General features: G+C 46.3%; 15 protein-coding genes. 3 read left to right on the top strand and 12 right to left on the bottom strand.

Annotated features, from left to right (window positions below; all coding sequences use genetic code 11):
• Positions 1-57 precede the first annotated feature (57 nt).
• The 3 genes from H8B09_RS09770 to H8B09_RS09760 form a co-directional block, all read right to left on the bottom strand.
• The gene (locus H8B09_RS09770) at positions 58-441 is read right to left on the bottom strand and encodes a DUF302 domain-containing protein (protein ID WP_191203309.1); all 384 of its coding nucleotides are present in this window, start codon (positions 439-441) and stop codon (positions 58-60) included.
• Between the two features lie 63 nt (positions 442-504).
• On the bottom strand, positions 505-1209 hold the full coding sequence (locus H8B09_RS09765; protein ID WP_224753430.1) for a VIT1/CCC1 transporter family protein: 705 nt from the start codon (positions 1207-1209) through the stop codon (positions 505-507).
• Between the two features lie 156 nt (positions 1210-1365).
• A complete protein-coding gene (locus H8B09_RS09760) occupies positions 1366-1833 on the bottom strand; it encodes a DUF2231 domain-containing protein (protein WP_191203308.1) in 468 nt (155 codons plus the stop codon).
• Between the two features lie 183 nt (positions 1834-2016).
• Between H8B09_RS09760 and H8B09_RS09755 the strand changes: the two genes are divergently transcribed.
• Entirely contained in the window at positions 2017-2703 is a 687-nt protein-coding gene (locus tag H8B09_RS09755; RefSeq protein ID WP_191203307.1) for a response regulator transcription factor, read from the top strand.
• Entirely contained in the window at positions 2690-3952 is a 1263-nt protein-coding gene (locus tag H8B09_RS09750) for a sensor histidine kinase (protein ID WP_191203306.1), read from the top strand. Before H8B09_RS09755 ends, H8B09_RS09750 begins: the two co-directional genes overlap by 14 nt.
• A 115-nt stretch (positions 3953-4067) precedes the next feature.
• On the opposite strand, the gene H8B09_RS09745 is transcribed toward H8B09_RS09750, so the two are convergent.
• The 8 genes from H8B09_RS09745 to H8B09_RS09710 form a co-directional block, all read right to left on the bottom strand.
• Positions 4068-4778: a DUF421 domain-containing protein gene (locus H8B09_RS09745; protein WP_191203305.1), complete on the bottom strand. Its 711-nt coding sequence runs from the start codon at positions 4776-4778 to the stop codon at positions 4068-4070.
• Positions 4779-4836: 58 nt separating this feature from the next.
• The gene (locus H8B09_RS09740; RefSeq protein WP_191203304.1) at positions 4837-6921 is read right to left on the bottom strand and encodes a catalase; all 2085 of its coding nucleotides are present in this window, start codon (positions 6919-6921) and stop codon (positions 4837-4839) included.
• 313 nt (positions 6922-7234) lie between these two features.
• A complete protein-coding gene (locus H8B09_RS09735) occupies positions 7235-7585 on the bottom strand; it encodes an EthD family reductase (protein ID WP_191203303.1) in 351 nt (116 codons plus the stop codon).
• Between the two features lie 183 nt (positions 7586-7768).
• A complete protein-coding gene (locus H8B09_RS09730) occupies positions 7769-8176 on the bottom strand; it encodes a VOC family protein (RefSeq protein WP_191203302.1) in 408 nt (135 codons plus the stop codon).
• Positions 8177-8375: 199 nt separating this feature from the next.
• A complete protein-coding gene (locus tag H8B09_RS09725; protein ID WP_191203301.1) occupies positions 8376-10754 on the bottom strand; it encodes a GH36-type glycosyl hydrolase domain-containing protein in 2379 nt (792 codons plus the stop codon).
• Between the two features lie 166 nt (positions 10755-10920).
• A complete protein-coding gene (locus H8B09_RS09720; protein ID WP_224753519.1) occupies positions 10921-11565 on the bottom strand; it encodes a L,D-transpeptidase family protein in 645 nt (214 codons plus the stop codon).
• Between the two features lie 241 nt (positions 11566-11806).
• On the bottom strand, positions 11807-12265 hold the full coding sequence (locus H8B09_RS09715) for a DUF2269 family protein (protein WP_191203786.1): 459 nt from the start codon (positions 12263-12265) through the stop codon (positions 11807-11809).
• Positions 12261-12992: an NAD(P)-dependent oxidoreductase gene (locus H8B09_RS09710; protein ID WP_191203299.1), complete on the bottom strand. Its 732-nt coding sequence runs from the start codon at positions 12990-12992 to the stop codon at positions 12261-12263. Before H8B09_RS09710 ends, H8B09_RS09715 begins: the two co-directional genes overlap by 5 nt.
• A gap of 369 nt (positions 12993-13361) precedes the next feature.
• Between H8B09_RS09710 and H8B09_RS09705 the strand changes: the two genes are divergently transcribed.
• Positions 13362-13625, top strand: coding sequence for a hypothetical protein (locus H8B09_RS09705; RefSeq protein WP_191203298.1), 264 nt, complete (start codon positions 13362-13364; stop codon positions 13623-13625).
• A gap of 109 nt (positions 13626-13734) precedes the next feature.
• Here the strand turns inward: H8B09_RS09705 and H8B09_RS09700 are convergent, their stop codons facing one another.
• Complete coding sequence (locus H8B09_RS09700) at positions 13735-14067, bottom strand: winged helix-turn-helix transcriptional regulator (RefSeq protein WP_191203297.1); 333 nt, start codon at positions 14065-14067, stop codon at positions 13735-13737.
• Between the last annotated feature and the right edge of the window lie 20 nt (positions 14068-14087).

The following is a 14087-nucleotide window of genomic DNA, read 5'->3' as shown; positions in this document are numbered from 1 at the left end:
GAATCCATTGTATCAAGGATTCCGGCCCATTGTCGTTCGTTATTCTTAGAACTGATGTTAGACACTCTTATCAACGCAAGCGATTAATCGCTTCTCGATATCGGAAGCAATGTTCATCAAGGCCTCATTCTCGACCAACCCAATCAACGCCGTCGGTTTGGGCATGCCAATCTTGGTCGTTTCGTTCTCTACATATACGGCTAATTTGCAGGGAAGAAAATAACCGATCAATGCATTCTCAGACAGCACTCGCTTGGCTTCGACCGGATTGCATACTTCCAGGATCTGATAAGTCATATCAAGTTCTACGCCTTTCTCTTGCAACTTTTCCTCCATATCAAGCTTCCACAAAACACCGAATTTCTCAACCTTTAGATTTTCTGTCAGTGCCTCGACCGCTTGCTCAGGCGTTTTGGTTGTTTCAACCGTATAATGGAACATTAAATTAACCTCCCTTAATATCATTTCTGCACGAACATGATTTGGACACAGATTGGAAAGATGTCAGGAAATGATTTTAGCTACCGTAAACGCAGTGGCTGCAGCCATGCCGCCGACGAGCGTGGTTTGAACGGCGCTTTTTAACGGTTTTGATCCCGTAAATTTCCCTTTCACGTATCCGAAAACAAATAACGCGGTAAGCGTCGCGGCAACGGAAACGAGGAGCGCCGAGACGTCGCGATGAATAATCATATATGGAAATAAAGGAATGAAACCGCCCACGATATAGGATAATCCGATCGTTATCGAACTGTTGCGTGCTCGTTTAGGTTCAGGCTCTTCAAGTCCTAGTTCATGCTTCATCATGAAGGAAATCCAACGGTTCGGATCGCTGCTAATTTGTTTGACCGCCGGTTCAATGATATCTTCTTGCAGCCCCCATTCTCGGAGCACATCGGCTACCTCTTCTTTTTCATACTCAGGCAGCTCGATGATTTCCCGCCGCTCTCTCGCTAGTTCATTCTCATAATGCTCCTGCTCCGTTCGCGCTGCTAGATACCCTCCCAACCCCATTGCGATCGATCCCGCTGCTATCTCCGCTAGTCCGGCTATAACAACAATGTTCGTACCCGTCACGGAACCGGAAAGACCAGCAGCAAGAGCAAAAGGAACGGTCAATCCATCCGACATGCCAATTACGATGTCTCTTATCAGATCCGTTGCTGTAAAGTGTTTCTCGATATGCTTGTTGTTCTTCGGCTGATTCAATCGAATGCCTCCTTTGCACATGTCCAATGAACCTGACATGTTAAGGTTAATGGTCATTTATTATGATTCCCACTCGGAGGATTTACCATTACTGCACGAAAAGGAGGAATTGAGAATTCCGCCCTTTCGTTTTGAAATTTCTATTATCGGTTGGTATCAATCGTGTCCTTTCGGAGGGTTAACCGAAGCGCCATTCATCTTCACGCCGATTCCTTCCTCGTAAACCATTTTGCCGCCATAATAACCCGTACCTAAAACTAACGCGCATGAAGCAACGGCAAACACTAAATAAACGACAAGAGTGAGTTTGACGAAGGACTGTTTGCCGCGAATAATCAGGAATAGCCTAACCACGACCAGAATGGTGACAACCCACGCTGTAATATCCGCTAAAGTACTATGGGTCTCCAAGAACAAAGTATTGCCGCGTGCATCATCTTCGGGCCCCGTCGCCACAGACAACCATGCGGATAAAGCCGCAGCAAGCCAAATCCAAATTCCTTGTTTGAGGGGCAGTTCCCGCCGTCGGATAGATACGAACAGATCGTACAGCAAACCGATGGTTATCAGCACAATCGGAAAGTGGACAAGAATCGGGTGGATATGATCCAGGATTTCATTCATCTAATGGACTTCCTCCTTTATTTATGGACTTGCGATGGCCATAGGAAGGCCTGCTTTTCGAACAAGAGGTCTTAACTTCACATTGATCAATGCAGGTCTTATTATAAAGATACAAGCTTAAATATTTTTTAGAAAACGTCGCTTAGACTGCAGAATAACAAAACAAAGGGAGATAACAATAGCATGCGAGTTCTTGTAGTCGAAGACGATCCATCCCTGCTCGCGGCGATCCGCGGCATTTTCGAAAGCGAATCGTTTCATACCGAAACGGCTGAAACGGGCGACGACGGCTATTTCATGGCACGGCAGTCTATTCATGACCTGATCGTGCTCGACATCATGCTGCCAAGCATGAGCGGCGTCGAAATCGTTCGTAAGCTCCGCAACGCAGGTCATAAGGTACCGATTATCCTGCTTACGGCCAAAGATGCGATCAAAGATCGCGTGGCTGGATTGGACGCCGGAGCAGACGACTATATCACTAAACCTTTCGCTGCTCTCGAGTTGCTTGCTCGCGCTAGAGCGCTCCTGCGAAGACGCGGAATGATCGGCGCAGAGGGAGATCTGGTTTATGGCCGATTCCGTCTCTCTCCTGCTTCGCGTGAGGCTTTTATCGGACAAACGCAGCTTCACCTTTCATCGACCGAATATGAGTTGATGGAATTTATGGTATGCAATAAAGACCGAATTCTTACGCGCGAGCAAATTTTTGACCGGGTATGGGGATTCGATTCGGGAGCAGGCTTATCGGCGGTTGACGTCTACATCCATTATTTGCGTAAAAAGCTTGCTGCAGCTGGATCAGAACAAGCTGTACGAACGGTACGGGGAGTCGGTTTCATGTTGAAAGAAGATTATGAAGTTCAATAACGTTAGGATTCGATTAGTTGTTCTGAATGCAGCAGTGCTCTTCCTCATTCTGGCAGTACTTGGTTCCGCCCTCTTTGTGCATATGCGGTACCGATTATATACAGAAACGGACGAAGTGCTGCGGACGGCGGCCGAGCTAGTTGCATCTCACTTAGACGAGCAATCAATCATGAGACAAGATCAACCTGCTCTGGAACAGGATGATCGATTGACGTACATTTTCCGGGATGCCGAGGGACGCATCAAAGCGCAGTCCCCGGCCAACGCATTCTCCGAAGCTCAGATCGATCGAATCATCTATCATCAAGGTATATCCTCATACGAAACAATCCATATTGGAGAAAACCGTTACCGTGCTTTTCTTGCACCTGTTCCTCAAGCGCCGTGGGACGAGATCGAGTCGGTCACTGTTCTCACAAGTCTCGAGGATGACGACAGCACGCTTCATTCCTTACTGTTTGACATTATAACGGGAGTTAGTTCCGGTCTTCTCATCTCGATCATCGCGGGTTTTTTCCTTGCGGGTCGAGCATGGCTGCCGATTCGTAATGCCTGGGACAAGCAGCAGCAATTCGTGGCGGACGCATCGCATGAACTCCGAACGCCGGTTTCGATCATTCGCGCACAAACCGAGCTCCTGCTCCGTCATCCTAATCATTCCATTGAAAGGGAAAGCGACAATATTGCTGTTATATTAAAAGAAAGCAGACACATGGGCAAATTGCTAGAAGACTTGTTGACGCTAGCCCGGTCCGATTCCAATCAGTTAGAGCTGCACTGCTCGCTTTTCTCTCTGGATGCCATGCTATTGGATTTGACGAAGCAATTCCAGCTGCTCGCCGTCATCAAAGAAATAGAAATTCATGTTACGATACAGGAGACGATGTGGCTGTTGGGAGACGAAAGCCGAATCCGGCAACTCTTCGTCATCCTTCTGGATAACGCTTTGAAATATACTCCGTCTAACGGAATAATTGAAGTAGCCGTCAGAGCTTCCTTGCATCACGTATCCGTTTCTGTGTCGGATACCGGTATAGGCATAGCTAAGGATGAACTCCCCTATTTGTTCGATAGTTTTTATAGAGGAGATAAGTCGCGGTCTCGAATCGACGGCGGAACCGGTCTTGGTCTCTCCATTGCCAAATGGATCGTCGATGCTCATGGAGGAACGATTCGTGTCGAGTCCAAGCCTGACACGGGCACGCGCTTCGAAATCCAGCTTCCTCGCAAAAACAAGGCAAGCTTGTAAAATCCAAGACTGACCAGTGTTGAACGTGGATAACAATGGTTTCATCGGATTTATGGATTGTTATCATTGAAATCCTTATCCACTATTAGCCTCATTCGTTCTTTATAGAGCATTGCTATTCGATATCGATCGGATGCTGAATATTATCCTTATAATCATCCAGATAAAGTTGGCCGTTACTGCTTTTTACGGCGTAGAAGACGTCCTCTAGCTTTTTATTGCGCGCCTCTAATTGAGACAATATCCACGATTCTGGAATATGGTTGGATTTCAAATTATCATTCAAAAGCTGACCGTCGATTACGAGCTCAATCGGGAACTGCAAGATATTGCCTGCATTCAAATGTAAGTCCTTTAATGTCACGGCTTGCAGTTCCTTCTTCTTCTGGACGGATAGTTTTCCGTTAACCTCAAGAAGGGCGTACTCCACCTCTTCTATGTCAAAAATCTCTTTCTGGCGAAGCTGTTGATTCAAAGAGTCAAGTGTCATATTGTTTTTTCTCAAATTATCTTCAAGAATACGCCCGCCTTCCATGAGAACAGTAGGTGTTCCTTCTGTCCACATCTTAAATTTTCTGAATTTCATAAAAAGTTTGGATAATACATAGGAGGTAATTGTAAAGACTGACAATGCTATTATGAGGTGGACAACTGCTATTTTTTCGTTAAATGCAAAGTTCGCTGCCATAGCTCCTAGTATGACCGCCGTTACGAATTCGTGAAAATTCATATTAGAAAGGGTTTGCTTCCCTAATATTCTTGCAATCACCATAAGGATAAAGAATGCTGAAATACTTCTGATCAAGATGACGAGATGGTCCATCATGACAAAAACCTCCTGGTTTAAGCCCACACCTATACGTATAAGGTGTGGGCTTCTTGGATTAAATCTGTGGCTGAAGCATTCGATCCCAATGCCGATGCTGGGCAATTGCATGAATGAAAGACTGGTTGAATATTTTGTCCGCGTTTTGTTCTTCTGCGATCAATACACCATGCAACAGAGCATTTTTGTCTTGAGCATTCTGTACGACGCCTGCGGAAATAAGTAAACGAACGCCGTCGCCAACAGCGGCAATCGTTTTATAATGCTGAAACGCTTCACGAACAAATCCCGTTGATGCAACGTCGCTAAGCAGCTCGTTCACACCTTGGGCACCACCTATAACATAGACAGCGTCATACAATACGGATGCAGCCGTTAGCAGCGATTGCTGTGGTTCTATAAGTGTACCGTCGACACCTTTGACCGGAGCAATTGTGTTACTCACAATCTCCGCCGTTATTTTCGATGCGGTCAATTCTTTAAGCAATTCTTGCACCTTTGCCGTATGAAAGCCTGTACCGAGCATCACCGCCACTTTTCGCGTAGCAGCTGTCTTCGCACTAGTCATCATGCTGAGCGCTGGAGATATGACGGTCGGTGCCGCAGCGACGCCTCTAGCAGGCGTTGCCCCGATGCCCTCGGCTATCCGCACTGCAAGATCCTCTGCCACTTGGCTGAACACATCCACGACACGCTGCCTGATTTCTTTAGACATTACTTTTCCTAGCTCGAACCGGAATGCGTCTACGATCTGACTTTGTTCGATTGGAGACATGCTATGCCAGAACATCGAGGCTTGACTGAAATGATCGTCAAAGCTATTGCTTCTAGCCTTGATCTTCCGACCGTCCACCTTCTCCTCGTAATGGCGATAACCGCCTTCAGTCGCTGGTACAGGCGTAGGATGATTGTTCGCCAGGCTGTTTTTATGATAGCTGGTCTGCCCCTGGTTGATCGTCATCCGGTGCATGCCGTCGCGTTGATTGTTATGTACGGGCGCGATCGGGCGATTAATCGGAATCTCCGGGAAATTCGGACCGCCGAGGCGAAGCAATTGCGTGTCGGTATAAGAGAAAAGTCTTCCTTGCAGCAAAGGATCGTTCGTGAAATCGATGCCCGGCACAAGATGGCCGACATGGAAGGCGACCTGTTCGGTCTCTGCGAAGAAATTATCCGTGTTCCGATTCAGCGTCATTTTACCGACAATTCGCACAGGTACAATCTCTTCCGGCCATAATTTCGTCGCATCCAATATGTCGAAGTCGAAGTTGAATTCATCTTCCTCGTTCAAGATTTGTACGCCGAGCTCGAATTCAGGGTAGTTCCCCTGCTCGATCGCATTCCACAGATCGCGGCGATTGAAGTCAGGATCTTTCCCGGCTATCTTCTGCGTCTCATCCCATACTAGCGAGTGTACGCCCAACTTCGGCTTCCAATGGAATTTAACAAAATGCGACTTGCCCTCCTCATTTATGAGCCGGAACGTATGAACGCCGAATCCTTCCATCATACGGAAGCTGCGAGGAAGCGCCCGTCCTGACATGACCCACATGATCATATGAGCGGTTTCGGTGTTCATGCTGACGAAATCCCAAAACGTATCATGGGCCGACGATGCTTGCGGGATCTCGTTAGGCGGTTCAGGCTTAACAGCATGAATGAAGTCGGGAAACTTAACCGCATCCTGGATAAAGAACACGGGCATATTGTTTCCGACGAGATCGTAGTTTCCTTCCTCTGTATAGAACTTAACCGCAAAACCGCGTACATCTCGTACGGTATCGCTTGAGCCTCTTGATCCCGCCACGGTGGAGAATCGAACAAACAACGGGGTCCGAATCGATGTATCGGTTAAAAACTTCGCTTTCGTGTACGCAGCGAGCGATTCATACAGCTCAAATTCGCCATGGGCGCCGAAGCCTCTAGCGTGTACGACGCGTTCAGGTATACGCTCATGATCGAAATGAGTCATTTTCTCTCGAAAGTGAAAGTCCTCCATAATGGTCGGTCCGCGCGGACTAACTTTAAGAGAGTGCTCGTCGTCCTCTACCCGCAATCCCTGATTCGTTGTTAGAGCCTCGCCTTTGTCCATAACGCGATAGGCATCCAACTGCTCGTGCTTTAAGTTTTCTTTATCGTTCATAATAGGACTTCCTCCTGCTTCAAGATCAGACGTATTATCTTCTTTATCTTTCCAATATATTCAGTTATGAATGTTGGTCTTTTCTGTTGATCTTGTTAGATGCCGTTGAGGATAAACCATAAGAAAGCCAGATGACGTGGTTGTCATCTGGCTTTCCAAGATCGATGAATGGTTCTATTGTACGGTTTGCCGTATTTGCAATCCCAGATTACCGCGCAATGTGCTGTGCTCATATTCGGTGCGATAGATGCCTTTATGATTTCCTTAATTTATGCATTCACAAAAAGTCGAAATCTTCGATGGCGCAAGATGTTCATTCCGTATGCCGCTTCTTTGTATGGCTTGCTGTGAACGATGCAACGACTTCTTCGATATAGATATCTTGTTCGCCGATGTAATAGTTAGATACGTCATCCTGCAAAGCCTTGATTCTAGGGTCACGGATAAAAGCATCTAAAGCTGCTTGGGATTCAAAATACAAGTTGAAAATAAATGAATAAGGAGCGGGAGCGCCATGTGCCGAAGATAAGACCTTTTTAACCTCATACTTGGTGGCGCCCATCTCAAGAACAGTTTTCTTAGACAGTAAAGGAAGATGCGAATTGAAATAATAGGTTTCATCAAATGGGATCTCTCGTTTATAGCAGAAAGTCAATACGATCATGTCATCAACTCCTATGGGATTATAATGACACTATAAAGTATGACATTAGTGTTATAGTCAACTGTGAACTTCTTGCGGCAAATGGTGCTTGACCTAGATGCCGATTAGTGGCCGGGAAAACGGCTTATCGTAAAAACAAAAAATGCCGCAACTATGCGGCATTCATCCGATCATTGGTCTTGTCTACTCTACGAAATTAGTTTTACCATGAGCCACTAACATATTTCCGCTAGGGTCATAAAAATCGAAATCCATTCCTAGGATCTCTGTTTTACCGGATTCAGTCCGAATAGCCCCTCTTTCTTTTCTTACCTCGCCTATCTGCACCCCATTACTCTGTAGGTCGGAGAGTAGTCTTACGATATCAGTTGCTTCAAAACCGATAACTACCGACATCGTTCCCTGGTGCAATTCCTTTTCACACAGAAAGATCGATGGGCCCGAAGGGAGAGCAACTATTGCCATCTTATTGTCAGGTCGTTTAAAGTGCAGCTCGAATCCTAGTTTATTTATGTACCAATCCATAGATTCCTCAAGATGTTTAACTGGAACTTGTAGAAATGAGACACTGTTTAACATCGTTTCTGCCATATTATATAACCCCCTTATATCAGTATATCCCCATTTTACCATAACTGGATGCAACTAAATCGTAACAATGGCTTACGGACATGAGCCCGGCGGCATCCTAACGAAAAGACCGACAGGAATCCTGTCGGTCTACTTCTTGCATTTGCATATTTCATATGATTGATGGGCTAGTTCTGATACAAATATTCATCCCCCGCTATCACTGAGGCAATTTGATCAGAACCTCGTATTCAGCGCCTTGTTGCAGACGCTCAAGAACGCCCGATTCGACAAGCTCACCATTTACGTATACTTCCGTCGCCTGCACACTTGCATCGCGTTTCATCTCGATGTTGAGATGAGCCCCTCTGAACTGGCGCTTCACGGTAGCTTCTTCCCAATGCGTAGGAAGCTGTGGTTTGATTTGCAATCCGGATGGGGTTCCCTGCAAGCCGAATAGACCATCGATCAAGCAGCGGTATACCCAAGCCACAGTCCCTGTATTGAACAAATGGCTGGAACGCCCGGCTGTGCGTGGGAATTGATGATAAGCCCCGCGATAATAATTCGGGATATATACAGGCAATTGGCCCCTTCGAATGATATCCTCATGATTCGGTCCTGGAATCATCTTGCGGAGCAGTCGATAAGCGTTGTCCTGTTCACCCGCAGCATAAAGTCCGAATATATAGAATGCTGCCGCATGGTTATATACCGCCCCGTTCTCCGCCGAACCCGGATGCTTCTGTGTAACCCGTCCCACATCCTCGCGCATAGCGGTGTAAGAAGGAGCTAACTTCTCCACGCCGTACGGGGTTTCCAATTGTTCCTCTACGGATCGCATAAGCTTCGCTTTCTTATCATCATCCGCAGCGCCGCTTAACAGCGCCCAACCTTGCGGATTGATGAAGATGCGGCCTTCCTTGTCTTCCTTAACCCCGAATGCCACATTGTCATCCGTAATGCCTCGCACATACCAATCGCCATCCCACAGATAGCGATTGACAACCGCGTTCGTCTCCTCTGCTGCCCGTCGGAACGATTGGCTTGCCTCGATGCGGCCGCCAGCCTCGCAAATATCCGCCCATACGTTGAACGTATAGGCAGTCGCGATCGTCAGCCAGCCGGATACGCCTTTTCCTCGGACACCTACCATATTCATAGGGTCGCACCAGTCGCCTTGATGAATATAGTTAAGTCCGCGCTCATCGCGGTCTTTCATCAGATAGTGCATTGCACGGTCGATATGCTCCGATACAGTCACTAACTCCTCGCTGTCGGCAAAAGGCACCTTCTCGTCCAGCAGCGAATAATCGTTAGTCTCATCCAAATAAGCGCTTATGCAAATAGGCAGCCATACATTATGATCCGAATGCGGCACTTGATTGATGTACTTTAGTTCGGCTTCCTCGTGCAGAAGAATGCCATCCGGCATGCCTCCGTCCGCATTTTGCTGACTTATTGCCGTAAGGAAAGACGCCCTAGCGATCCGAGGCTTGATATAGCTCATGCCCATATGGTCTTGCAGATAGTTTCGCGTCTGCGGATCCGTCGTGAGTCGGTTCGTCTTACCATGATAATACATTTGTCGCGGCAGCCAGTGATTAATGAGATTGTCGAAATCGGCATCCGGCGTGCGGATCTCGAGGCATCCTTGACCTTCGCTCACATATTCGGAATATTCTCGCTCTGCTTTTTCGAAACCGTTTTCGAAATCGGCGTAAGTTTTCGTGAAATAGGTCTCGCGGATCTGTGCGATCTCTTCTTCGTCCTTAGCTGGTCCAAATAAGAAACGATATTCGCTCTCTTTTCCAGGTTCTAATTCCATCCGGTATTGCAGCACCGCAAGCGGCATTTCATACCGTGAGTCCCCATTGCTAAGCGCTTCATTCTCGATTGCACTCGGATGAGTAAGCCCGCCTTCTCCTTCAAATGCTTCCTGACTCGCTTCCCATGCATATGGCTTCCGATCTGCGAGGAGATACGTTTTGTCTTTCAACAATTTGATCTTGTCGTATTCTTTATACTTCTGGTAAGGCGTAATGGAAGAGCAAACCAATGCCTGCAAATCCTCGTTATACTCGGCAGATTGATTCATCCATGACATATAGCCGACGGTAAAATACGGATAGACGCTAATGTTCCGCTTGCTCGTCGAGACGTTCTTTACCTTGATCCGCCACATCTCTATCGCATCTTCCGTGGGCAGGCTCAAGCTCATCTCGACAGCCACTCCATTGCTTTCCGTGTTCCACACGATCCGATGTTTGCCGACCGCAAACGTATAACGATCATATTGCGCACGCACCGGTTCATAAGGCGCCGAGAAAATTTGACCGTTTGTTTCGTCTTTTACATATACGAACCGACCCGGATGATGAGCGTAGTACGGCTGTTCCGGCTGCATGAACGATTTTGCTTCTAAATTCGGCGCATGCGAATATTTCGCCGGCTCCGGCTGCATGAACTGGGATGTCGCGTATCCGCGGCAGCTCAACTGAATCATCATCTTTTCGTTCCATAGAAAACCTGAAGCCTTCGGCAGAACCGTAGGACTTGTAAGAACGTAATATTCGTTGTCTTCAGATGCTCCAATCATTTGTTTGCCTCCATAGACTTATTAAGAAGTTTATTAACGAGTGTTCATTGTATCAAACCTAGCAAGTAAGAACTATACAGCATTTTGGTTTATCCATATGTACAGTTGACTTATCTGGAATGTCAGGAATGTGAAGCTTGGAAGGCTCACACTCCATATCGATCATTCATTCGAATAGACCGAGTTTTTCGTACTCTTTCAGAGAAACGACGCCGTTCGGAATGAGACCGTTCTCGCGTTGGAACTTTTTGAGCGCTATCGTGGTTGAAGATCTGAACTTTCCATCACATTCACCGTGATAAAATCCTGCGCTTTGCAATCTGTTCTGAACAAGCTGTACATCAGCACCGACGTCTCCCTGGCTAATCATTCTCGGTTCTTGATTGCCTTCCCCAAGCACATGGCCGAATATCGTTACTTTCGTTCCGACAGGGATAATTTCATATAACTCCTCGACATCCCGATTTCTCATTCGGATGCAGCCGTGGCTGGCATGTTGGCCGATGGAATAAGGCTTGTTGGTGCCGTGGATTCCATATGTCCCCCAGGGCACATTTAATCCGATCCATCGAGAACCGAAAGATGGACCCCAATTCTTGCCCTTATAGATGACAACATATTCTCCGACGGGAGTTGGCGTAGAAGGATTCCCGACCGCTACCTGAAAGCTTTTGTAAGGAATGTGATCCAAATAAACGATAAGAAGATGTCGCTGCGGGAACACATCAATTGTAATGAGCCCATTATCTTTGACGATCGGAAGCGCGGGGCTCGCATGGATATGTATCGGCATGATTGTTTGGAGGATCATGAATATGATCAGTGTGCCACAAACCTGAAATCGGTATCGACTCATTGCCATCCACCCATAAACTTTTTTTGTTGGATCTAACGATGCTCCGAGATTGATTAACACGGATATAAGATACTTAAAACCGCTGTACTTTATGTATAGGGACTCTATTCCAATCTTCTCTTCTTATTCGGTCGCATGAATTTGTTTTATTGTAAAAAATAAGGCTCTATCCTTATCGGAATAGAGCCCTGACTCTTTAGAATGGCTTAACGACCATAAGCACCAATATGGCAAGCATCAGCAGCTGTGCTGCAGTCTCGATGGGTACGATCTTTCGGATCAACAATCCGAACTCTGCGGGTATTTCTTTACCCTGGTCTTGACTTTCAGATATGCCCTTTATGATTTTTCTCATACGCGGTTCGATCCATCCGTCGATCAGGACGATCATGAGCAGCGATAATAGGATGGATACATTGAGCCATATCTGGGATAAACCCATCTTGGTTATGAACATAAGCCAAACCCCGGTTATAATAAGCACGAATCCACCAATTTTGGGTATGATGGCAAGTTTAGTCGTTATTCCAAAAGTAAACTGAAGCTGGCCGACAGTTCTAGCTAATCTTCGAATGAGGGGCATCACGAAAGCGGGGCCAATGATTGCGATCGAAGCTAATATATGCATAACGAGCAGTAGTCCAAACAAATTAATGATCCCCTTTCTCCTCGCTTTGATAAGCTAAACCGACCCTCTTTCTATAAAAAGCTCCTCCGAGCTTGATATGGTTAAGCATACAATTTGCGACGTCGTCATAAGCGACATTCAGCTCTTGAAACCGACTGAACAAGTAACCGGCGATGTCTGCCTCGGAATATTCCTTGATCGTCTCTGGAATCGGAATGGGCAAGGATTCTGTTGTTACATGTAGATAAACCGAATCCGGAAGCTCTTCCGATTCAATCATTGTTCCTGGACACATAATGGACCAATCGAGTTTAGTTTGCTGTAGTCTTTCGTAATTCCGGTTATGATTTCGATACTCAGGCGGGAAACCAGGTAAATTGTTTCCGATAAGATCCGTGTATGGAATATCCAGCAGGCCGGCTCCTCCCATTATCCACACCCGCCCAGTGAAACTAGGTTGAGATTCACATTGGCTTATAATGTTATCGACGATACGAACGAATTCTTCTCCCTGGCCCGCGTGGCCGGCTGCAATAATAGCAGCGTCTTGATGTGCAAGCGCGTTACCGACGCTTATCGGGTCCATCATATTGTCCATGATCACCTTCACATGCTGTGCGGAATGCTCACCTAGTTGATCATAAAGTTTCTCGGAGTTTCGTACAAAAGCAGTCATTTCATGCCCCATTGTTATCCCTTGTGCCAGTACTCTCTTCCCCGTGTTCCCCGTCGCTCCGAAAACGATAATTTTCATTATTCTTTCCTCCTCTATAAGGTCCCTAATTGGTTAACTCAAGCTTAGCATCGCTTCCAATTGTTGTTAAGAACCCACTTTAAAGTAGGGTGCTTACTTAAAAGTAAGCTCTAATTTATGTTTAAGTTTCCCGAGGGATTGTATAAGATGTACCGCAAAGTAGCCAGCTCCGGTTTCCCAGTCGCTGGCTGTATCGTTCTAACTTTGATGACGATTAGTATCTCATCTTGATATGCATCGCTGAGTGGAGCGCTGCCGCCCCTAGCGGAAGAATGGTTAGCGGTTAATTAAATTGACATTTATTGATCGAAATTGTTATCATAACCATATGATGTAAGAATCATCCTGTAATGAAAGGGGGTGAAACTTATGAGAACATTCAGAAAGTCCTTGCTTGTATCAGGAGTATTGGCAATGGCGCTAAGCTTTCCTGTATCTGCATTCGCACAAGATTCGAAATATGTGGATATTGGAATTTGGAGAACTACATGTGGGTACAGCACTTATTATTCGGATGCGGAGGGTTACAGCGGGACTGTATATCTGTACGACGGCGGTGGCTGGAGTCCGGTCGGCAATAACAACGGTCTGCAGTATTATTGCAAATTTGCAGGAACTGTGTACAAGCCATAATAGAATAGTTAGCATACGAATGTTATAAATAATAAGGCACGCCTCTCAAGACAACAGTTCTTGCAGAGGCGTGCCTTATTGTTTAGTGTACAAGTTCATTGAACCAGCACTATGAAGCTGACTCTTCATACTTCCGCTTATTATGATTGTCTCCCCAAGCACACATGACTTCTGCTACAGGAATCAATGTTCTTCCGTAATCACTAAGGGAATATTCCACTTTAGGCGGGACGGTAGGGTAGATCGTTCGATCAACTATGCCTTCTTGTTCCAATTCTCGGAGATGTTGTGAAAGCATTTTTTGTGATACCTCAGGTATTAGCTTCTCCAGTTCGTTGTATCGTTTCGGGGATCCAATCAAATGCCACAAAATCATGGGCTTCCATTTGCCACCTAGAACATGAATGAGTGTCTCAATTGGACATTCACGTTGATGAATCATCGATGAGTCCTCCCCTTGCT

It is taken from the genome of Paenibacillus terricola (genome assembly GCF_014779765.1).
Taxonomy (GTDB): Bacteria; Bacillota; Bacilli; order Paenibacillales; family Paenibacillaceae; genus Paenibacillus_T; species Paenibacillus_T terricola.
The sequence above is the reverse complement of the archived record's forward strand: the minus strand, read 5'-3'. Positions and strand labels throughout refer to the sequence as shown.